This is a genomic window from Exiguobacterium sp. s26, assembly GCF_018618235.1.
Taxonomy (GTDB): domain Bacteria; phylum Bacillota; class Bacilli; order Exiguobacteriales; family Exiguobacteriaceae; genus Exiguobacterium; species Exiguobacterium chiriqhucha.
Genome location: NZ_JACSLS010000002.1, coordinates 184,378 through 205,940, shown reverse-complemented (window position 1 = coordinate 205,940; position 21,563 = coordinate 184,378). Strand labels below are relative to the sequence as shown.

Below are 21,563 nucleotides of genomic sequence, written 5' to 3'. Positions count from 1 at the left end.
GCCGGACCGGAGTGGCGATCGTCCACTCCGGTTTCTTATGACTTGAAAGGAGAATCTGATGAAACGTTACTACGGATTAGCACTTTTCCTCATTTTGCTCGACCAAGTGACCAAATGGATCGTCGTCCAGACGATGACGATCGGACAGTCGATTGAACTCATCCCTGGGTTGCTTTATTTGACGTCTTACCGTAATAAAGGTGCGGCTTGGGGCATGCTCGAAGGGCAGATGGTGTTCTTCTTTATCGTCACGGCCATCGTCGTCGTCGGTTTGATTTACTTCTTGCATAAAGAAGTGAACGGGTTCGATTTGCTCGGTTATAGCGTCGGGTTACTACTCGCCGGTGCCATCGGGAACTTTATCGACCGTCTCTTCCGTGGAGAAGTCGTCGACTTTGTCGACACGTACCCGTTCGGATACAACTTCCCCATTTTTAATGTCGCCGATATGGCGCTCACGTTCGGGGTCATCTTTATGATCATCGGCGTCTTGTTCGAAGAAAAATTAAACAAAGAAAGGGGACAATCGTAATGGAAACTTACACATTTGTCGCCGAAGAAAAGGCTCGTATCGATAAATGGATGAGCGAACAAAGTGATTGGTCACGTTCGCAAATCCAAGACTGGATCAAGGCGGGAGACCTGCTCGTCAATGGACAGATCGTCAAGCCGAACTATAAATTGCAAGAAGGCGACGAAATCGTCGTGACGGTCCCAGATGCCGTCGAACTCGAAGTGTTACCTGAGGATATCCCGCTCGACGTCGTCTATGAGGACGAGGATGTCATCGTCGTCAATAAGGCACGCGGCATGGTCGTCCATCCGGCGGCCGGCCATACGTCAGGGACGCTCGTCAACGCGCTCCTTTACCACTGTGACGATTTGTCAGGCATCAATGGCGTCAAACGTCCAGGCATCGTCCACCGCATCGACAAAGACACGACCGGTCTTCTCATGGTCGCGAAAAATGATGTGGCCCACGAATCGCTCGCGAGCCAGTTGAAGGATCGTAAAATCAAGCGTGAATATATCGCCCTCGTCCACGGCGAAGTCGCCCATGAACTTGGGACAATCGAAGCGCCAATCGGACGTGACACGAACGACCGTCAACGGATGACGGTGACCGACAAGAACGCGAAAGAAGCGATCACGCACTTCCGTCTGCTCGAGCGATACAAAGATTTCACGCTCGTCGAGTGTAAATTGGAGACGGGACGGACGCACCAAATCCGCGTTCACATGCGTTATATCGGCCATCCGCTTGCTGGTGACCCGAAATACGGTCCACGCCGTACGATTCAATTGAACGGTCAAGCGCTCCACGCGGCGACGCTCGGTTTCTTCCATCCACGCACGAACGAATGGCTTGAATTCGAGGCGAAACTCCCAGCCGACTTCGAGGCGGAGCTTGCCAAATTAGACAAAATCGAGAAAACGCGTTGACTTTCAACCGATTCCGATTTATAGTCTAGGAAGCATAACACCTTTAAACCCAGTCCAGAGAGGCTGTGAAAGGATTGTGGCCGCGGCCACGACACGTCGATTATTTGAGGCAGAGGTCTGCCCTCACATATGAAGACTTCCTTTTCCAGCCGGATGAGGAAGTCTTCTTTTTTTATATAATTTGTGAGAGGGGGGAACTAGTTGAAACGTTCCACCATTTTAGATGAAGCGGCCATCCGCCGTGCACTTACCCGAATCGCCCATGAGATTATCGAGCGAAACAAAGGGACGGACAACGTCGTACTCGTCGGGATTAAAACCAGAGGCGAGACGCTCGCCGACCGGCTCGCCCGCCGAATCGAAGAAATCGAAGGCAAACCGATTGCCCTCGGCAACTTAGACATCACGCTCTACCGGGATGACTTATCAAAGAAATCACTCGACCCGGAAGTGAAAGCGACCGAGTTACCGCATGATATCAACGGCAAGACGGTCGTCTTGATTGACGACGTCCTTTATACAGGCCGGACAGTGCGGGCTGCCATGGACGCACTCGTCGACCACGGTCGGCCGGATTATATCCAGCTCGCCGTCTTGATCGACCGCGGACACCGCGAGTTACCGATTCGCCCCGACTTTGTCGGCAAGAACGTCCCGACGTCGAAGTCGGAACAAGTCGTCGTCAGACTCAGTGAAGTCGATGCGACAGACGAAGTATTCATCAAACAGCAATAATCAAAAAACCTTTAAGGTGGTCCAGAGAGGCCAGGAAGGAGAACCACATATGAAACCCATCCTCAACATCCACGAGCGTCCCGCTCACTTACCGCAATGGCTGCTCTTCAGCCTGCAACACGTCTTCGCCATGTTCGGAGCGACGATTTTAGTCCCGATTTTGACGGGCCTAAGCACGTCCGTCGCCCTCGTCGCTTCCGGTGTGGCCACGCTCTCATTCCTAGCAATCACACGCTTCAAAGTCCCAACTTATCTCGGATCGAGCTTCGCGTACATCGCGCCGATTATCGCTGTCAGCCAACAATGGGGTGTCGAAGCCGCCTTGTTCGGAGGCATCATCGCCGGTTCCGTCTACGGCGTCGTCTCGCTCGTCATCTATAAGACCGGCGTGAACTGGTTGCTACGCTTGCTGCCACCGGTCGTCGTCGGTCCGGTCATCATGGTCATCGGCTTATCGCTCGCACCGGTCGCCATCGACATGTCGATGAATAAGGACGGGGCATACAACGGAACGTTCATCACCGTCGCGTTGCTCACGCTCGGTATTACGATTCTCGCCATGACGACGCTCAAAGGAGTATGGGGCGCTGTCCCGATCTTGTTCGGAATCATCGGCGGTTACCTCATCGCCGCACTGTTCGGAATCATCGACTACTCGGCGCTCGGACAAGCGAGCTTGTTCCAACTGCCTGACTTCACGATGGTGTTCGTCGACTACATGCCGATGTGGCAAGTCGGGGCACTCCTCGCCATCGTCCCAGTCGCACTCGTCACGATGACGGAACATATCGGCGACCAGATGGTCACGTCGAAAATCATCGGCCGCGAGACGATGAAAGACCCAGGTCTCCATCGGACCCTCCTCGGCGACGGGGTCGGGAAAGCGGTCGCCTCGGCACTCGGTGGTCCACCGTGTACGACTTACGGTGAGAACAACGGGGTCATGGCTATCACGAAAGTGTATAGCGTCTACGTCATCGCCGGAGCGGCGCTCATGGCCATCAGTTTCGGATTCCTCGGACACGTCGAAGCGTTCATCTCGACGATTCCGAACCCGGTCAAAGGCGGCATCTCGATCCTCTTGTTCGGGGTCATCGCCTCGAACGGTCTCCGGACGATGGTCGAGAGCAACGTCGATCTCGCCGAGAAACGCAACCTCATCATCGCCTCGGTCATCCTCGTCATCGGACTCGGTGGGGCGATGGTCCAACTCGGTAGCTTCCCGGTCCAAGGGATGGCGCTCGCAACGGTCGTCGGGATTCTCTTGAACGCCTTCTTGCCAAAAGCGGAAAGCGTGGAAGAACCTGCTGCCGAAACAACTGAAGACACACGACAAGCAAGTAACTTTTAATTCGATCCCGTGAGGTCGGCAAAGTGAAGGCTCGTTTATTTGGGTGTGTTCTGCCCAGATAAAGGCGTCCCTTCACGTAGGTGAAGAGACGCCTTTTCTCTTTGCCTTCACATAAAAGGAGGAGACGAACATGAACATCATCAAACAACAACCGAAGCATTTTGTCAGCCTGGACACGCTATCCCTCGACGAGATTATGGGTCTGATCGAGGAGTCGCTCCGCTATAAACAAGGGAACATGCCCCCATTGTTCGATGGGAAGACGGTCGCGAATTTATTCTTTGAAAACTCGACGCGAACGAAAAATTCGTTTCAAATGGCCGAACGGCACTTGAAGGTCCAGGAGATCCCGTTCGACGTGGCGACGTCATCGGTGACGAAAGGTGAGACGCTCTACGACACGTGCAAGACGCTCGAGGCGATCGGGGTCGATGCCCTCGTCATCCGCCATCCGGAGTCGGGCTACTACCATGAACTCGTCGAAACATTGAATATCCCGGTGTTGAACGGCGGTGACGGGAGCGGGGAACATCCGTCCCAGTCACTCCTCGACCTCGTCACGATCTTTGAAGAGTTCAAGACGTTCGAAGGATTGAATATCGCCATCTGCGGTGACCTCGTCCATAGCCGTGTCGCCCGCTCGAACGCCTCGGTGCTCAAGCGGCTCGGCGCGAACGTCGTCGGCTGCAGTCCCGCCTCCTGGTGGGACGAGTCGATGGGGCTCGAGCATCGTGACCTCGACGACGTGTTGGCCGACTGTGACGTCATCATGTTGCTGCGCGTCCAGCACGAACGCCACATCATGGGCGATATCTTCTCGAAAGAAGATTACCATGTACGCTATGGCTTGACGCCGGAACGCGTCGAGCGGATGAAACCGCAAGCGATCATCATGCATCCGGCCCCGGTCAATCGGGACGTCGAGATTGCCGGTAGTTTAATCGAACATCCACAGTCGCGTATCTTTCCACAGATGACGAACGGTGTTTACGCCCGGATGGCCATCTTAAATCGAGCATTAGGGGGACAATTATGATACTTCAACACGCAACTTGGTATGACGGGAACACGAAACGGACGACGACACTATTGATTGAAGACGGCGAGATCCGCTCAGTCGACTATAACGGCACGACTGAAGGACACGACGTGATTGATGCGACAGGGATGCTACTCATCCCAGGACTCGTCGATGTCCACGTCCACTTGCGCGAACCGGGTGGGGAGAAGAAAGAGACAATCAAGACCGGGACAGAGGCGGCTGCAGCCGGCGGATTCACCACAATCTGTGCGATGCCGAACACGCGTCCGGTCCCAGACGACCGCGCAACGATGGACCAGCTGTTGGCTAAAATCGAGCAAGACGCCATCGTGCGTGTCCTGCCATACGCCGCCATCACGAAACGACAGCTCGGTACCGAGCAAGTCGACATGGCCTCGCTCGCAGATTCGTTCGCCTTCACCGACGACGGAGTTGGCGTCCAATCGGCAGCGATGATGCGCGCGGCGATGCGGGAAGCGAAACGACTCGACAAGGCGATTGTCGCCCATTGCGAGGACAATACGCTCAAGGCCGGTTCGGTCCACGAAGGCCGGTTCAGTGAAGAACATGACATCCAAGGCATCCCGAGCCTCGCCGAGAGCATCCATATCGCCCGGGACGTCTTGATCGCCGAAGAGACAGGCTGTCACTATCACGTCTGCCACGTCTCGTCACGACAGTCGGTGCGCGTCATCCGCGACGCCAAACGAGCCGGCATCCGGGTCACGGCCGAAGTGACACCGCATCACCTCGTCCTCTGTGAAGACGATATCCCGGGCCTCGACCCGAACTTTAAAATGAATCCGCCGCTCCGGAGCGCGGACGACCGGGAGGCGCTACTCGAGGGCTTGTTCGATGGCACGATCGATATGATCGCGACCGATCACGCCCCGCACACGGCCGAGGAGAAGGCGGCCGGCATGGAACGGGCCCCGTTCGGGATCACCGGTTTCGAGACGGCGTTCCCGCTCTTGTACACGACGTTCGTCAAAACGGGACAGATGGAAGAGGCGGCGCTCATCGAGTGGATGACGAAACGACCGAGTGACGTGTTCGGGTTGCCGTACGGTGTGATTGAAGTCGGCCGGGCGGCGGACCTCGCCCTCATCGACCCGGAGACGGAGCGGGTCGTCGATCCGACGACGTTCCGTTCGAAAGGGAAGAACACACCGTTTGCTGGGAAGAAACTAGTTGGCTGGCCGGTGATGACCATCGTGGCTGGAAAAATCGTATATAAGGGGAGATTCGATGAAACGAACATTATGGCTTGAGGACGGTACTTCATTTGTAGGAACAGCGTTTGGTGCAAGTGTGGAGACGATCGGGGAAGTCGTCTTCCAGACCGGGATGACCGGATATCAAGAGATGTTATCTGACCCGTCTTACTGCGACCAACTCATCGTGTTGACGAATCCGTTGATCGGGAACTATGGCGTCAACCGCGAAGATTTCGAGACGACCGTTCCGATGGCGAAAGGGCTCATCGTCAAAGAAGTGTGCGACACACCGTCGAACTTCCGTTCGACCGCGACGCTTCATGATACGCTCAAACGCTTCAACATCCCGGGTCTAGCAGGAGTCGACACACGCATGTTGACGCGTCACTTGCGCTCACTCGGCGTCATGCGCGGTGTCATGGTCGACGGCGACTCGACGTGGGAGACGGTCCAACACCGCTTCGATGTTCTCCTGCCGACCAATCAAGTCGAGCGTGTCTCGACGAAGCGGGCGTATGTCAGCACCGGCAGCGGCCCACGGATTGCCCTCATCGATTTCGGCGCGAAGCTCGGCATCATGCGTGAACTCGTGAAACGCGACTGTGAAGTCGTCGTCTTGCCGCACGACGTGACGGCCGAAGAAGTGATGCGCTATGAGCCGGACGGCGTCATGCTGTCGAACGGACCGGGGGATCCGAAAGACGTCCCGACGGCGTTACCGCTCATCGAGCGCCTCATGCCGACACTCCCGATCTTCGGGATCTGTCTCGGCCATCAGTTGATTGCACTCGCGAGCGGTGCCAACACGTTCAAACTCCCGTTCGGTCATCGCGGTGCCAACCATCCCGTGGTCGAACTAGAGACCGGAGCGGTGACAATCACGTCCCAAAACCACGGCTACGCAGTCGATGAAGCGTCGCTCGCGACGACAGGACTCGTCGTCACGCATCGCGCCGTCAACGATGGCACGGTCGAAGGTGTGAAGCATCTACATCATCCGACGTTTTCGGTCCAATACCATCCCGAGGCGGCACCGGGTCCATACGACGCCAACGATTTATTTGACCGTTTCATGCAACTCGTTCAAGAAAACAAACAGAAAGTAGGAATGTGACATGCCAAAACGACCAGATATTCAGAAAATCCTTGTAATCGGATCCGGCCCAATCGTCATCGGACAGGCGGCAGAATTTGACTATGCTGGTACCCAGGCGTGTCTTGCCTTGAAAGAAGAAGGATATGAAGTCATCCTCGTCAACTCGAACCCGGCGACGATCATGACCGACCCGACGACGGCGGACCGTGTCTATATCGAACCGCTCGAACCGGAGTTCGTCGAACGGATTATCCGTCAAGAGCGACCGGACGCGCTCCTGGCCACACTCGGCGGCCAGACCGGTCTCAACTTGGCGATGGAACTCGATCGTCGCGGCGTGCTTGAAGATTGCGGCGTCGAATTGCTCGGGACAAAATTATCGGCCATCGAACAAGCTGAGGACCGGGAACAGTTCCGCGACCTCATGTATAAGCTCGGCCACGGGGTCCCGGAAAGCGAAATCGTGCAGTCGCTCGAGTCGGCTTGGGGCTTTGCCGACCGGATCGGCTATCCGATTATCATCCGTCCGGCGTACACGCTCGGAGGAACCGGTGGCGGGATTGCCCATGACCGGAATGAATTCGAACAGTTCGTCGAATCAGGGCTGAAAGCGAGTCCAGTGACACAAGTGTTGCTCGAGAAATCGATTGCCGGCATGAAAGAAGTCGAGTATGAAGTGATGCGCGATTCGAGCGACCAGGCCATCATCGTCTGTGCGATGGAAAACTTTGATCCGGTCGGGGTCCATACGGGCGACTCGATCGTCTTCGCTCCGACGCAGACACTGTCGGACCGCGACTATCAGATGCTCCGCAGCGTCTCACTCGACATCATCCGCGCTCTCGGCATCGAAGGGGGATGCAACATCCAGTTCGCCCTTGACCCGGACAGCTTCACGTACTACGTCATCGAGGTCAACCCACGTGTCTCCCGCAGTTCGGCGCTCGCCTCGAAAGCGACGGGATATCCGATCGCCAAGTTGGCTGCGAAAGTAGCGGTCGGATACAAGTTGTCAGAATTGAAGAACCCGGTGACGGAGACGAGTTACGCCTCGTTCGAACCGGCGCTCGACTATGTCGTCGCTAAGATTCCGCGCTTCGCCTTCGATAAGTTCGAGACGGCTGATCGTCGCCTCGGCACGCAGATGAAAGCGACCGGGGAAGTGATGGCGATCGGCCGTAATTTGGAAGAAGCACTCTTGAAGGCCGTCCGTTCGCTCGAACTCGGGACAGAAGACTTGGCCGTGCCACGCCTCGCGCAACTAAGCACCGCGGAGCTCGATCGCGAACTGACGACACCGACGGATGAGCGGTTGTGGATGCTCTATGAGGCGCTCCGTCGCGGCTACTCGACAGAACAGTTGCATGAGCTGACAAAAATCGATCGTTTCTTCTTATCGAAACTCGCTCGGATTTGGCAACAAGAAGAGACGCTTCAGCATGAGCCGCTTTCAAAAGAACGCCTCATCGAGACGAAACGTCTCGGCTTCAGCGATAAGATGATCGCCCGAATCACGAATGAGACTGTGGAGACGGTGAAATCGCTTCGGAACGACTGGGGCATCCGCCCGGTGTATAAGATGGTCGACACGTGTGCGGCCGAGTTCGCTTCGGAGACACCATACTTTTACGGGACGTACGAAGTCGAGAACGAGGCCGTGAAGACGGACAAACCATCGATTCTCGTCCTCGGTTCGGGACCGATCCGGATCGGGCAAGGTGTCGAGTTCGACTACGCGACCGTCCACTCGATCCAGACGATCCGTGACGCAGGCTACGAAGCGATCATCATCAACAATAACCCGGAGACGGTGTCAACCGACTTCTCGATCTCGGACCGGCTCTACTTCGAACCGCTCACGACCGAAGACGTGCTCGAGGTCATCCGCAACGAACAGCCGCTCGGCGTCATCGTCCAGTTCGGCGGTCAGACGGCAATCAACTTGGCGGCCTCGCTCGAAGCAGAAGGGGTCCAAATTTTAGGGACGTCGCTTGAAGATATCGACCGCGCTGAAGACCGGAAAGCGTTCGAAGCGACGCTCTCGGCCGAACGACTCGCCCAACCGCCGGGCAAGACGGCGGTCACGGTCGAAGAGGCCGTCGCTTGCGCCGATATGCTCGGTTATCCGGTACTCGTCCGCCCGTCATATGTGCTCGGAGGTCGGGCGATGGAGATCGTCTATGAGCGCTCGGAGCTCGAACGGTATATGCGCCACGCCGTCGTCGCCTCGAAAGACCGTCCCGTCCTCATCGACCGCTACTTGACGGGCATCGAGATTGAAGTCGATGCCATCTGTGACGGGACCGACGTCTATATCCCGGGCATCATGGAACATATCGAACGGGCCGGCGTCCACTCGGGTGACTCGATCGCCGTGTATCCGCCGCAACGATTGAGTGAGGCATTGAAAGAAAAAGTCGTCGATTACACGATCAAACTCGCCAAGGCGTTCCGAATCAAAGGGTTGCTCAATATCCAGTTCGTCTACGCGGACGACTTATATGTCATCGAGGTCAACCCGCGGGCGAGCCGGACCGTCCCATTCATCTCGAAAGTGACGGGCCTGCCGATTGCGCGCATCGCCACGCAGACGATTCTCGGGACGAGTCTGAAAGATTTAGGGTTAGGGACCGGCCTGCATCCAGAAGCGGACGCGATTTCGGTCAAAGTGCCAGTGTTCAGTTTCGCGAAATTAAAAGAAGTCGATCCGTCGCTCGGGCCGGAAATGAAATCGACCGGTGAAGTCATGGCGACAGACCGTACGCTCGAAAAAGCACTGTATAAAGGGCTCGTCGCCGCCGGCATGACGATCGCCTTGAAAGGGAACGTCCTATTGACGGTCGCCGACCAAGACAAGGAAGAGGCGCTCGACATCGCCCGCCGTTTCAATCGACTCGGATTCCGCCTGATGGCCACGTCCGGTACGGCGCAGGCGCTCTCAGCAGACGGCCTACCGGTCCATCCGGTCGGGAAGATCAATGAGTCTGGTGAGACGATGCTGAGCGTCATCGAACGAGGAGAAGTCGACATCGTCTTGAACACGACGACGCGTGACGCCCTCGCGACGAAAGACGGGTTCATCATCCGTCGGGCCGCGGCCGAGCAAGGCGTGCTCTGTCTGACGTCGCTCGATACGGTTAAGGCGCTGCTCCAAGTCATCGAGAGCCTGTCGTTCCAAACAACGAGTTTGCCGGAGTTCACGACATTCGGGGTGACCGTATGAGACAACTCGCGACCATTTTATCGAACCGATTGATTGCGACAGCGACGATGGAGATGAAAGTCGAAATCGCACCGCAAGAAGTCGCGCCGGGCACGTTCTTCCACGTGAAGACGTCAGAGCTGTTGCGCCGGCCGCTCTCGGTCGCGAACGTCGAAGGCAACGTCGTCACGTTCCTGTATAAAGTCATCGGCAGCGGGACGGCAGATTTGGCCGCTCGTCGGACGGGAGACGTCTTGGACGTCCTCGGACCGCTCGGCAACGGTTTCCCGCTCGAGCAAACAGGCAAGCGTGTCGTCCTCGTCGGTGGGGGCATCGGGGTGCCACCGCTCTACTACACGCGGCGTCTGCTCGCCGCACGCGGGATTGAGACGGTGGCGATTCTCGGGTTTGATACGAAAACGAGCATTTTTTATGAAGACGCGTTCCGTGAACTGGGGGAGACGATCATCACGACGGTCGACGGAACGTATGGGGAAATGGGATTTGTGACCGGCCCGCTCGCGCGGGTCGAGGCCGATGTGTTGTTCAGCTGTGGACCGGAACCGATGTTGAAGGCAGTCGCCGCATCACATATCGAAGAGCGATATATCTCGATCGAGAATCGGATGGGGTGTGGCATTGGAGCTTGTTTCGCTTGCGTGTGCGAAGCGCCAGGCGGTTACGTCAAAGTGTGCAGTGACGGACCGGTATTTCGTGCGGAAGAGGTGACGCTATGAGATTACACGTCGATTTGCCAGGCTTACAGTTGAAAAATCCGATCATGCCGGCGTCAGGCTGTTTCGGATTCGGTGAAGAGTTCGCCAAACTCTATGACTTATCGATATTAGGCGGTATTATGATTAAGGCGGCGACAGGCGAGTCGCGATTCGGCAACGGCACGCCCCGTGTCGCTGAGACGGCACAAGGAATGCTGAACGCCATCGGCCTTCAAAATCCAGGTGTCGACGCCATCATCGAAGACAAGCTTCCGTTCCTGTCGGGATTTGATACCGAGATCATCGCCAACGTGGCCGGCTCGACGCCAGAAGAGTATATTCACGTCGCCCGCCAGATGAGTGCCGACCCGACCATTAAAGCGCTCGAGCTGAACATTTCATGTCCGAACGTGAAGTGCGGCGGGATGCAGTTCGGGACCGATCCTGAGATGGCGGCCGAATTGACCCGGCTTGTCAAAGCGGCGTCAACGAAACCGGTTTACGTCAAACTGTCTCCGAACGTCACATCGATCACGGCGATGGCCAAGGCGGTCGAATCGGCCGGTGCCGACGGGATCACGATGATCAACACGCTCGTCGGGATGCGCATCGACGTCACGACCGGACAACCGATTCTCGCCAATCGAATCGGGGGCTTGTCTGGCCCTGCCGTCAAACCGGTCGCCATTCGGATGGTGTATGAAGTCGCTCAGGCCGTCGATATCCCGATTATCGGGATGGGCGGCGTGCGGACGGTGGACGACGTATTAGAGTTTATCTACGCAGGTGCCTCAGCGGTCGCGGTCGGAACGGCCAATTTTGAGAATCCGTACGTCTGTCAAGAAATCATCGAAGCGTTGCCGGGACGACTTGACGAACTTGGCATCGATCACATTTTAGACATCAGGGGGAAAGCTTATGAACAGACTGTATCTCGCGCTTGATGTCGAGACGGGCGCCGACGCGTTCCGTCTATTGGAACGAATCAATCAGAAACCAGCCGTCAAAGTCGGGATGGAGCTGTTCTATCGGGAAGGGGGGCGTTTTGTCGAGCAACTCGTCGACAATGGATACCCCGTCTTTTTAGACATCAAAGTCCACGACATCCCGGAGACGGCACGGCGGACGCTCCGTCAAATCGGCCGCCTCGGCGTCGAGTTGACGAACGTCCATACACTCGGCGGCGAGACGATGATGCGCTACGCCTTAGACGGCTTACGTGATGTGACCGATACGACGAAATTGATTGGGGTCACCCAGTTGACGTCGACCGATGAACGGATGCTTTCTGAAGAATTAAACATCAGAGGCGGTCTGGAGCAGGCCGTCCTTCGCCAGGCAGCCATGGCCGATCGGGCCGGACTCGACGGGGTCGTCGCGTCCGTGCATGAGGCCCATGCGATTCACCAAGCGCTCGGCTCATCGTTTTTGACCGTGACGCCGGGTATCCGGATGAACGAGACAGTAGACGATCAAGTGCGCGTCGCCACACCAAAAGCGGCGCGTGAGGCCGGCGTGTCGGCCATCGTCGTCGGCCGGCCGATCACCCGGGCCGAAGACCCGAACGCCGCATATGAATACTACTTACAGGAATGGAGTCGAACGTATGAGACAAATCGCTGAAGCTTTATTACAGATCGAGGCCGTGACCCTTTCTCCCGAGAACCCGTATACATGGTCGAGCGGGATGAAGAGTCCGATTTATTGTGACAACCGTTTGACGCTCAGCTATCCTGATGTCCGCAATCTCATCATCGATGCGCTCGTCGAAGCGATCCGTCCGCTCAACGCCGATGTCATCGCCGGGACAGCGACAGCGGGAATTCCTCATGCGACGCTTGTCGCCGACCGGCTCGGCTTGCCGCTCGTCTACGTCCGTTCGAGTGCGAAAGGACATGGGAAAGGGAATCAAATCGAAGGTCGGTTCGAGCCTGGCGCTCGTGTCGTCGTGATTGAAGATTTGTTGTCGACCGGTTCATCGAGCATCGAGGCCGCCAAAGCGATCCAGAAAGCCGGCGGGGAAGTGATCAAGATTCAAGCGATCTTTTCCTACAGTCTGAGCCGTCTTCACATCAATCTATTGGACTCCGGCTTCACTGCGCATGCACTGATTACACTGTTGGATGTGCTCGAGGTCGCCGTCAAGAAGCGAATCATCAGTAAAGAAGAGGCTGCTACTTTACGTGACTGGCGAAATGATCCGACAGGTTGGAGCGCTCGTGTCACATCGTAATTTACCTTTCTAAGAATCCACCTCCCGGCGGATTCTTTTTCAATTGGTAACATGGCATACTGAACGTGTTAGAATAGGGAAAGTAGTTAATAAAGGAGATGTGTATGGCGTATTCTAGAATGAAGGGAAAGTCCTTGAAAGCTCGCTTTCAAGCGATCCCGAAACATCGTAAAATCGCGTTCGGACTCGTCCTCACCGTCTTGCCCCTCATTTTTTTCTTGAATTTATTCATATTCAGCCATGTGTTGGCACTCGGGGACACGTACGAGGACCGATACCAGATGAAGAGGCTTCGGCTCGAGACGGCGCATGGCAACGTCGAATTTGTTCGGAGCACGAATGAGAAGGTTCAGATTGACGTGTTGCAGACGAACTCGAAAGAGCGTCGCATCAAAGTCAAGTCGGTCGGCGACACAATCTCGGTCGTCGAGCGGTATGGCCAACTGAGTCAATTCGGCAGCCGGGCGAGCGATGAGCCGTCCCGCTATAAAATTCGCGTCGCCTTGCCGAGCTCGATGACGTCAATCGATGTCGAGGCCGAGCAAGTGACGGGACAAGGATTGATCGCCAAGACGATCATCTTGGAGGCGAACGCAGTCAATGTAAAGAAACTCGAAAGTGATCGACTTCGTGTCGAGACGCGGAGTGATGCGACACTAGAGACCGTCCGGGTCGTCACGGGAAATATCCTCTCCTATCGGAATGCGACCGTGGGTGACATCGTCGTCAATCAAAGCTTGACGGTTCAGACCGAGGCTGGGACGCTCGCCTACGAGCCGCGCAATGCGACCGGACAAGTGAACGTCACCACGTCCGGCAACGTGACAGCATCCGAGCGGTTCAAGGAAATCGGGGGCGGCGTGTATCATCTGTCGAACTCGAACCGACCGAATATCGAACTCATTTCCGAGACAGGAAAGGTCGAACTTAAATGATCAACAAACGTTACATCCCTAAAGTCGGACTCCGGACATTAAAGACGGGGATTGCCGTCGCCATCACGATCGCCTTGTCGTGGTACGTGTTTGGCATCTATTCAGGCATGGGGGCCATCGCGGCCGTCGTCGCGATGCAACCGACCGTGAAACGGTCATCAAATATCGTCTTCAGTCGAATCTTCGGGACGATTGTCGGGCTCATGTGCGGTCTCTTGATCGTCTACGCGTTCGGAGTCAACCCGATCTCGATCGGGCTCGCCGTCATCGTGGCGCTCACGCTCAACACGACGTTCGATAAGACACACATGTCGACGTACGCGGCGTTCGCAATCGTGCTCATGCTCGAGAACCCGACGACCGACTTCTTCCATTATGCGTGGACCCGTTCGCTTTTGACGGCTGTCGGTGTTTTCGTCTCGCTCGGAGTGAACTATGCGTTTCTACCGCCTCGTTATGAAGATCGGTTGCTCAGTGAGATTCGAAAGACATCGGCCTACATGTTTCACCATTGGCGCGAACTTGTCGGATCCCCATCAGAATTGCTTGAGACGCGGGCCCGCATCCTCGGGCATCAAGAGCTGCACATGATGCTCCAAGAAGACATGAAAGTGACGAACGTGACATTGAAGCATTTGACGATCAAACAGTATCGTCTATTGATTCACCTTGAGGACAAGCTCGTCTTGCTGCTCGAGAGTCTCGCCGAACACCGTGAGGCACTATTATTGATTGGTGAGGAAGAACGCCGGGCGTTCGAATCCGAATTTTTATATCTCCTTGCGCATCATCACGACATCCTCTACACGTGTGACAAGCCGTATTCGCTGTTCACGTTGCCGCATGAGGATCTATCCGTTTCTGAAATCTTACACGGGCATTTGCTCGACTATCATGAACAGCTCGAAGCGTTCAAACATAATCCGAAATGAAGCAAGGCCCCGTTTTAGCGACGGGGCCTTGCTTTATGATTGATTGAGAGCTCGTCCTTTAGGCGCCTTCGCTTTCCACAGGCAATCCCGGAGCCGCATCGCGACTAGCGTCGCTGCTGGGTCTCCGTCGGATTGCTATCCTGTAGGAGTCTCCGGCGCCACGGACAAGCAATCTTTCATCTTTACGTATTAGAGGAAAACCAAAAAGAAGCAGGACCAACCGATGTCCGGGCCGGCACCCGAACTCCTAGGGGAGAGCGATGCAAGGATGACCCCGTAAAGTGCGGTACGCACTGTGGAGGCATCCGCATCGCCCCAGGAACGGAGGGTGCCGGCGAAGGCGATAGTAAGCATCGATTTCTATGCAAGTCACAAACAAGACCACGTCATGTGACGTGGTCTGAACTCATTGCTGGAGTGATTTAACGAGCCGCTCATCCGGCGTGACGTACACTGTCTGCTGATCCGTATAGATGACGAATCCAGGCTTGGCGCCGCTCGGCTTTTTCACATAGCGCGCTTTCGTGTAATCGACCGGCACACCGCTCGAGGCACGGGCCTTCGAGAAGTAGGCGGCGACTGTCGCGGCTTCGAGCAGCGTCGTCTCGTCGGGTTCGCTCGAACGAATAATGACGTGTGAGCCGGGAATATCTTTCACGTGGAGCCAAATCTCGTCGCGACGTGCGAACTTGAACGTCAAATAATCATTTTGCGTATTGTTCTTCCCGACGAAGAACTCTGTCCCCGTCGACGACGTATACGCTTCGAGCGAAATTTTCTTCGTCTGTTTCTTCTTTTGATTCCGTTGTTTCATATAGCCGCCTTCAGCCAATTCTTCTCGAATCTCGACGATATCGGCAGGTGAGGCGACATCGAGTTGGGCGACGAGCGTCTCTAAATACTGAATCTCGGCGTCGTTCAATTCGATTTGCTTTTGCACTTCGATTTTGGCGACTTTCAACTTGTTGTATTTCTTATAGTAAGCTTGTGCGTTTTCGTTTGGCGTCTTGAGCGGATTGAGCGGGATGTCGATCATACCGCCTTCTTCGTCGTAGTAGTCGACGACGTGAGCGACGGTCATACCTTTCTCGAGTTGGAACAAGTACGTCGTCAACAGTTCACCGTATTTTTGGAGCTCATCGGACCGTTCCGTCGCCTTCAAGTCGTCGAGCAGACGCTTCCGCTTCAAGATGTTCTTCTCGAGCTCGGACTTGAGCAAACGTTCGACATCATGCGCCTGTTGTTTGACGCGGTCCCGGTTCGCTTTTTCATAGAAGAAGCGGTCGAGGACGTCTTTGCTCGTCTCGTAGCGTTCTTCGGCGGTAATCTCTCCTGACGTGAGCACGATCGGACTGAAACGTTCTTTTCCGGAAGCGAGCTGTTGGAAAACGAACGGTCCTTCGAGGTCGGCCATCACACCGATGAACGCCTCTTCGATGCTCGCCCGGTTCGGGAGTTTGGCCCGATGGACGATTTCTTGTGCAATCTGCGGGCTCAGGCCTGCGAAACTGGCGACAAGTTGTTTATCAAGTTTTCCGGCGTTCCAATCGATTCGCTTCAAGCCCGCTTCACGTTCTGTCAACGGGTCGCACTTGTCTTGGGCCGGCGGCAATAAGTAATCGCTGCCCGGCATGATTGTCCGGTACGTGTTCTGTGACGGTGGCAAGTGCTTGATCGCGTCCAAAATTTTGCCGTCCTCGTTCGTTAACACGACGTTCGAGTGCCGTCCCATCAATTCGATATACACTTTCTTGTTCTCTTCGTCGCCGAGCTCGTTTCGTGAACGAATCGACAAGACGATGACACGGTCGCGTCCGATTTGTTCGACCGCCGTGATGAAGCCACCTTCGATATGTTTGCGGAGCATCATGCAAAACATCGGGGGTTCTTGCGGGTTCTTGGTCGGATTATCCGTTAATTGGAGCCGCGCGTACATCGCGTTCGCCGAAACGAGCAATTGGACGCTTTGGCGGTTCGATCGGACTTGAATCATCAAGTCGAGGGAATACGGTTGGTGCACGCGATTGATTCGCCCTCCGACAAGAGCTTGTAATTCTGTTACAACACGATATGTCATTAATCCATCATATGCCACTAGTCTCATCACCTTTGTTCTTTTTCTGTCTCTACGTTATCAGATTCATGGAAAATATGGTACGATGAAGTAGGAAATCCGAACTTCTTCTTGCCGGAACAATTGATTGACTGCTATTATAATTAAATGTGATGTTAGAAGATGGAGGTCTTGCAGTGAATTTTAAAGAACGAGGATTATTAATCGTCTTGTCTGGCCCGAGTGGCGTCGGTAAAGGGACAGTGTGCCGCGTGCTCCGTGAGGAAGAGGACAACAACCTTCAATATTCGGTCTCGGCGACGACCCGGAAACCGCGTGAAGGGGAAGTGGAAGGCGTGCATTACTTCTTTAAGACGAGAGAACAATTTGAAGACATGATCGAGCACGATCAATTGCTCGAACACGCTGAATTTGTCGGCAACTATTATGGGACACCGGTCGAATGGGTTCGTGAGACACTCGAGAGCGGAAGAGACGTCATCCTTGAGATTGAAGTCCAAGGTGCTTTCCAAGTGAAAGAGCGTTTCCCGGAAGCGGTCTTTTTATTCTTGGCTCCGCCAAGCTTGCAAGAATTACGCAACCGCTTAGTCGGTCGAGGTACGGAATCGGAAGATGTGATCAAGCAACGCTTGCTCGTCGCCCGGGAAGAAATTGAATTGATGGATGCATACGATTACGTCGTTACGAATGATGAAGTGGACAAAGCGATTGATCGTATCAAAGCGATCGTGACGGCCGAACATTGTAAACGTGAACGTGTCGCATCTCTCTATAAAAAAGCCATGATGGAGGTCATTTAATGTTATACCCTTCGATTGATGCCTTACAACGTATCATCCCGTCGAAATACACGATCGTGACGGTGGCCGCGAAGCGGGCCCGCCAAATCCAGGACGGAAAAGCACCGAAAGTCGCCGCGCCAAAATCGTATAAGCCGGTCGGTCAAGCGCTAGAAGAATTGTATTCGGGTGACACGACAATCATCACGAACGAAAAAAACAACGGATGAAGTGTGACCCAAGTCGGATACGACTTGGGTCTCATTGTCTATAAGGGGGAGAATTGTGAATGTTGAACGATCGGAATATCTTGCTTTGTGTGAGCGGTGGGATTGCGGCGTATAAGGCGTGCGCGCTCACGTCGAAACTTGTCCAGGCTGGTGCGAACGTTCGGGTGGCAATGACCGCGTCAGCCGAAGAATTTGTCGGGAAAGCGACGTTTCAGGCGCTCAGTCGAAACCCGGTATACACCGACGTGTTCGAGGAACATGACCCGACCAAAATCGCCCACATCGACGTTGTCGATACGAGTGACTTGATCGTCGTCGCACCTGCCACGGCGAACATGATCGCGAAACTCGCGGCCGGTATTGCCGATGACTTCATCACGACCTCAATCTTAGCGGCGAAATGCCCGGTCATCGTCTCACCGGCGATGAACGTCAATATGCTTGAACATCCGGCCACACGTCGCAATATCGAAACGCTCAAAACGTTCGGTTATCAAATCATCGAGCCCGGTGTCGGCAACCTCGCCTGCGGCTGGATTGGGGGGGGACGTCTACCGGAACCGGAAGACCTCGTCCGGATTATCGAGAGCCAGTTCGTCCCGAAACATCTGCTCGGGAAGCAAGTATTGATTACGGCAGGGCCGACGGTCGAACGCATCGACCCGGTCCGCTTTTTATCGAATGACTCATCAGGCAAGATGGGCGTCGCGCTCGCCGCGGCTGCCCGCGATATGGGCGCACACGTCACGCTCGTCCACGGACCGCTGCAAGTACCCGTACCGGACGGCGTGACCGCCATCGCCGTCGAATCCGGGAAAGATATGCTCGAGACGGTGCTCGCGCGTTTCGATGACCAAGACCTCGTCATCAAATCGGCCGCCGTCGCCGACTATCGCCCGAAGATGGTCCATAGCGAGAAACATAAAAAAGTGCACGGCCCGTTGACGATCGAACTCGAAGAGACGACCGATATCTTGAAGACGCTCGGGGAGAAGAAGACGCATCAGCTCCTCGTCGGTTTTGCGGCAGAGACGGAGAATCTCGAGCAACACGCCCGCGATAAAATCGCCCGTAAGCGGGTCGACTACCTCGTCGCGAATGATGTGTCGAAGCCAGATATCGGCTTCCGCTCTGACGACAACGAGGTCATGTTGTTTCGCGCGGACGGGGCTCATGTCCGCTTGCCTCGTCAAAGCAAACGCGAGCTCGCCGTCGAGTTGCTCACCCACTTTAAGGAAGATTTGCGATGATCGCCCACGTCCATGTCGATGCGCCCGTCATCACAATAGACCGTCCGTTCGATTATGAAGTGCCGCCCCAGTTCGAGACGTTAATCGAACCGGGCATGCGTGTCTCGGTCCCGTTCGGCTCACGACGCCTGCTTGGAATCGTCACCGGTGTCTCAGAAGGGACGCGTGAAGGCTTGAAACCGCTCGAAGCCCTATTAGATGAAGAATCATCACTGACGGACGAGTTGCTCGACTTATCGACCCATGTGAAAGAGACGACGCTCTGTTTCCGGTCGTCGGCACTCCTCGCCATGTTGCCGGCGGCGCTGAAAGTGAGTTACGACAAAGAAATCAAAGGCGAGACGCTCCCGGACGGCGTTCGAGCCGGTACCCATCTTTCGGAGTATCCGAAAGAGACGCAGTCCATCATCTTGGCGCTCGCCAAAAAAGGGGACATCTTGCTCGCGCCGGTGTTAAAAGAGAAACGGACTGTCAAGACGGACCTCGTCATCGAACTGATTGATGCGACTGTCATCCCGGGCCGTGCGAAGAAACAACAAGAAGCGATTGAGTTGCTAAAGGACGTACCGCGCATGTATTGGTCGTCGTTACGTCAAATCGGGCTATCGCGCGCCCAACTGCAAAAAATGGAGTCGCTCGGTGCCGTCAAAGTGACCGAGGTCGAACTGAATCGCGACCCGTATGCCACGATCGAACAGGTCGTTGAGACGGTCCAATTGAACGAGAGTCAAGCGACGGCCGTTCATGCCATCCGTGACGCGGAAGCCGGGGAGACGTTGCTCCTGCATGGGGTCACCGGCAGCGGGAAGACAGAAGTCTATCTCGAAGCGATCGGTCAAGTCGTCGATGAAGGCAAACAGGCGATTTTGCTCGTGCCGGAAATTTCGCTCACGCCGATGATGGTGAAACGGTTCAAGCGCCGTTTCGGCGACCGGGTCGCTGTGCTTCATAGCGCCTTGTCGCAAGGGGAAAAATATGATGAATGGCGGAAGATCAAGCGGCGTGAAGTCGATGTCGTCGTCGGGGCACGCTCGGCCATCTTCGCCCCGCTCGAGAACATCGGCCTGCTCATCTTAGATGAAGAGCATGAGACGACGTACAAGCAAGAAGAGAACCCGCGCTATCATGCGCGTGACGTTGCGATTTGGCGGGCCCGATACCACGGTTGCCCGGTTGTCCTTGGTAGTGCGACCCCGTCACTCGAGTCTTACGCCCGCGCCCAAAAAGGCGTCTATCGCTATCTGCAATTGAGTGAGCGGTACGGGGGCGAGATGCCGCCGGTCCATATTATCGATATGCGGCGTGAACTCGCCAAAGGCAACACGACGATGTTCTCAGAAGATTTATTTGTCGCCATCAACGACCGCATCGCCAAAAAAGAACAGTGCGTCATCTTGCTCAATCGTCGTGGCTTCACGACGTTCGTCATGTGCCGTGACTGCGGGGAAGGACTCACTTGCCCGCACTGCGCCGTCAACTTGACGTATCACCAACACGGTGACCGACTCAAGTGCCACTACTGCGGCTATGAGATTGGGATGCCATCAAAATGTCCGACATGTGACAGCAAGAAAATCAAACAGTTCGGCACCGGCACGCAAAAGATCGAGACCGAGCTGTTGAACCGCATCCCCGAGGCGCGAATTATCCGGATGGACCAAGACACGACGTCCCGAAAAGGGTCGCACGAGCAACTGTTGAAACGCTTCGAGGATGGAGAGGCTGACATTTTGCTCGGCACTCAAATGATCGCCAAAGGACTCGACTTCCCGAACGTCACGCTCGTCGGGGTGCTCGCGGCGGATGCGACACTCGGCATGCCTGATTTCCGGGCGACCGAGCGCACGTTCCAGCTCGTCACCCAAGTCGCGGGCCGGGCCGGTCGAGGAAGTCTACCAGGTGAGGCGTACGTACAGACGTACAATCCCGACCATTACGTCATCGAGACGGCGAGCGAGCACGACTATGAATCCTTTTTCGCTCGTGAGATGCAGTTGCGCCAAGTCGGCAACCATCCACCGTATTGGTACGTCACGCTTGTCACGTTCGCGGCCGAAAGTCCGCTCGTCGCCCAAGCCGAGGCCGAGCTGTTCGCCTCTGATTTCGTCGAGGCGCATGTGGCCCAGTCACGGCTGAATGGACCGATGCCGGCACCGTTGTCTAAACTAAAGAACTTGTTCCGCTATCAGTTGTTCATCAAAACGAAACATCCTGAGGCGCTATATCCGGTCCTCGCCGCGTTGCAACAGGCACGCGCGAAGGCGATCAGTAAAAAAGAGTATCAATTGAGTATCGACGTAAACCCATACGTATTCATGTGAGGTGGAA

General features: G+C 55.4%; 19 protein-coding genes. 18 read left to right on the top strand and 1 reads right to left on the bottom strand.

Annotated features, from left to right (window positions below):
- Positions 1-58: 58 nt before the first annotated feature.
- The 14 genes from lspA to KNP82_RS03420 all read left to right on the top strand — a co-directional run bounded on the left by lspA (position 59) and on the right by KNP82_RS03420 (position 14,902).
- Positions 59-532 (top strand): signal peptidase II, encoded by a 474-nt coding sequence (gene lspA / locus KNP82_RS03485; RefSeq protein WP_021067055.1) that lies wholly within the window; start codon positions 59-61, stop codon positions 530-532.
- Positions 532-1,443: an RluA family pseudouridine synthase gene (locus KNP82_RS03480; protein ID WP_021067056.1), complete on the top strand. Its 912-nt coding sequence runs from the start codon at positions 532-534 to the stop codon at positions 1,441-1,443. Before lspA ends, KNP82_RS03480 begins: the two co-directional genes overlap by 1 nt.
- 201 nt (positions 1,444-1,644) lie before the next feature.
- Positions 1,645-2,178: a bifunctional pyr operon transcriptional regulator/uracil phosphoribosyltransferase PyrR gene (pyrR, locus tag KNP82_RS03475; protein WP_021067057.1), complete on the top strand. Its 534-nt coding sequence runs from the start codon at positions 1,645-1,647 to the stop codon at positions 2,176-2,178.
- A gap of 49 nt (positions 2,179-2,227) precedes the next feature.
- Positions 2,228-3,529, top strand: a complete 1,302-nt coding sequence (locus tag KNP82_RS03470) for a uracil-xanthine permease family protein (RefSeq protein ID WP_058763338.1) — start codon at positions 2,228-2,230, stop codon at positions 3,527-3,529.
- A 130-nt stretch (positions 3,530-3,659) separates the two neighbouring features.
- Positions 3,660-4,565 carry an aspartate carbamoyltransferase catalytic subunit gene (locus KNP82_RS03465; protein WP_021067059.1) on the top strand — a complete coding sequence of 302 codons (906 nt, stop codon included), beginning with the start codon at positions 3,660-3,662 and terminating at the stop codon, positions 4,563-4,565.
- Positions 4,562-5,842, top strand: a complete 1,281-nt coding sequence (locus KNP82_RS03460) for a dihydroorotase (protein ID WP_214827051.1) — start codon at positions 4,562-4,564, stop codon at positions 5,840-5,842. Before KNP82_RS03465 ends, KNP82_RS03460 begins: the two co-directional genes overlap by 4 nt.
- On the top strand, positions 5,820-6,902 hold the full coding sequence (locus tag KNP82_RS03455) for a carbamoyl phosphate synthase small subunit (RefSeq protein ID WP_029595727.1): 1,083 nt from the start codon (positions 5,820-5,822) through the stop codon (positions 6,900-6,902). The genes KNP82_RS03460 and KNP82_RS03455 overlap by 23 nt, the downstream gene beginning before the upstream one ends.
- Before the next feature lies 1 nt (position 6,903).
- Positions 6,904-10,107: a carbamoyl-phosphate synthase large subunit gene (gene carB, locus KNP82_RS03450; RefSeq protein WP_214827050.1), complete on the top strand. Its 3,204-nt coding sequence runs from the start codon at positions 6,904-6,906 to the stop codon at positions 10,105-10,107.
- Positions 10,104-10,823 carry a dihydroorotate dehydrogenase electron transfer subunit gene (locus tag KNP82_RS03445; protein ID WP_034777108.1) on the top strand — a complete coding sequence of 240 codons (720 nt, stop codon included), beginning with the start codon at positions 10,104-10,106 and terminating at the stop codon, positions 10,821-10,823. Before carB ends, KNP82_RS03445 begins: the two co-directional genes overlap by 4 nt.
- Positions 10,820-11,746, top strand: a complete 927-nt coding sequence (locus KNP82_RS03440) for a dihydroorotate dehydrogenase (RefSeq protein ID WP_214791541.1) — start codon at positions 10,820-10,822, stop codon at positions 11,744-11,746. The genes KNP82_RS03445 and KNP82_RS03440 overlap by 4 nt, the downstream gene beginning before the upstream one ends.
- Positions 11,721-12,425 (top strand): orotidine-5'-phosphate decarboxylase, encoded by a 705-nt coding sequence (pyrF, locus tag KNP82_RS03435; RefSeq protein WP_214827046.1) that lies wholly within the window; start codon positions 11,721-11,723, stop codon positions 12,423-12,425. The genes KNP82_RS03440 and pyrF overlap by 26 nt, the downstream gene beginning before the upstream one ends.
- Entirely contained in the window at positions 12,409-13,035 is a 627-nt protein-coding gene (pyrE, locus tag KNP82_RS03430; protein ID WP_214710575.1) for an orotate phosphoribosyltransferase, read from the top strand. Before pyrF ends, pyrE begins: the two co-directional genes overlap by 17 nt.
- A gap of 134 nt (positions 13,036-13,169) precedes the next feature.
- Positions 13,170-13,970 (top strand): hypothetical protein, encoded by an 801-nt coding sequence (locus KNP82_RS03425; RefSeq protein WP_251128623.1) that lies wholly within the window; start codon positions 13,170-13,172, stop codon positions 13,968-13,970.
- Complete coding sequence (locus tag KNP82_RS03420; RefSeq protein ID WP_214710577.1) at positions 13,967-14,902, top strand: FUSC family protein; 936 nt, start codon at positions 13,967-13,969, stop codon at positions 14,900-14,902. Before KNP82_RS03425 ends, KNP82_RS03420 begins: the two co-directional genes overlap by 4 nt.
- A gap of 406 nt (positions 14,903-15,308) precedes the next feature.
- Here the strand turns inward: KNP82_RS03420 and KNP82_RS03415 are convergent, their stop codons facing one another.
- On the bottom strand, positions 15,309-16,997 hold the full coding sequence (locus KNP82_RS03415) for an Rqc2 family fibronectin-binding protein (RefSeq protein WP_214827044.1): 1,689 nt from the start codon (positions 16,995-16,997) through the stop codon (positions 15,309-15,311).
- 131 nt (positions 16,998-17,128) lie between these two features.
- On the opposite strand from KNP82_RS03415, the gene gmk reads away from it, so the two are divergent.
- Genes gmk through priA form a run of 4 tightly spaced genes read left to right on the top strand, consistent with a single transcriptional unit; the run spans position 17,129 to position 21,556 of the window.
- Positions 17,129-17,776 (top strand): guanylate kinase, encoded by a 648-nt coding sequence (gene gmk, locus KNP82_RS03410; RefSeq protein ID WP_052090097.1) that lies wholly within the window; start codon positions 17,129-17,131, stop codon positions 17,774-17,776.
- Positions 17,776-17,985 carry a DNA-directed RNA polymerase subunit omega gene (gene rpoZ, locus KNP82_RS03405; protein ID WP_214710579.1) on the top strand — a complete coding sequence of 70 codons (210 nt, stop codon included), beginning with the start codon at positions 17,776-17,778 and terminating at the stop codon, positions 17,983-17,985. The genes gmk and rpoZ overlap by 1 nt, the downstream gene beginning before the upstream one ends.
- A gap of 59 nt (positions 17,986-18,044) precedes the next feature.
- On the top strand, positions 18,045-19,235 hold the full coding sequence (gene coaBC, locus KNP82_RS03400) for a bifunctional phosphopantothenoylcysteine decarboxylase/phosphopantothenate--cysteine ligase CoaBC (protein ID WP_214827042.1): 1,191 nt from the start codon (positions 18,045-18,047) through the stop codon (positions 19,233-19,235).
- On the top strand, positions 19,232-21,556 hold the full coding sequence (priA, locus tag KNP82_RS03395) for a primosomal protein N' (protein WP_214827039.1): 2,325 nt from the start codon (positions 19,232-19,234) through the stop codon (positions 21,554-21,556). The genes coaBC and priA overlap by 4 nt, the downstream gene beginning before the upstream one ends.
- The last annotated feature ends 7 nt before the right edge of the window (positions 21,557-21,563 follow it).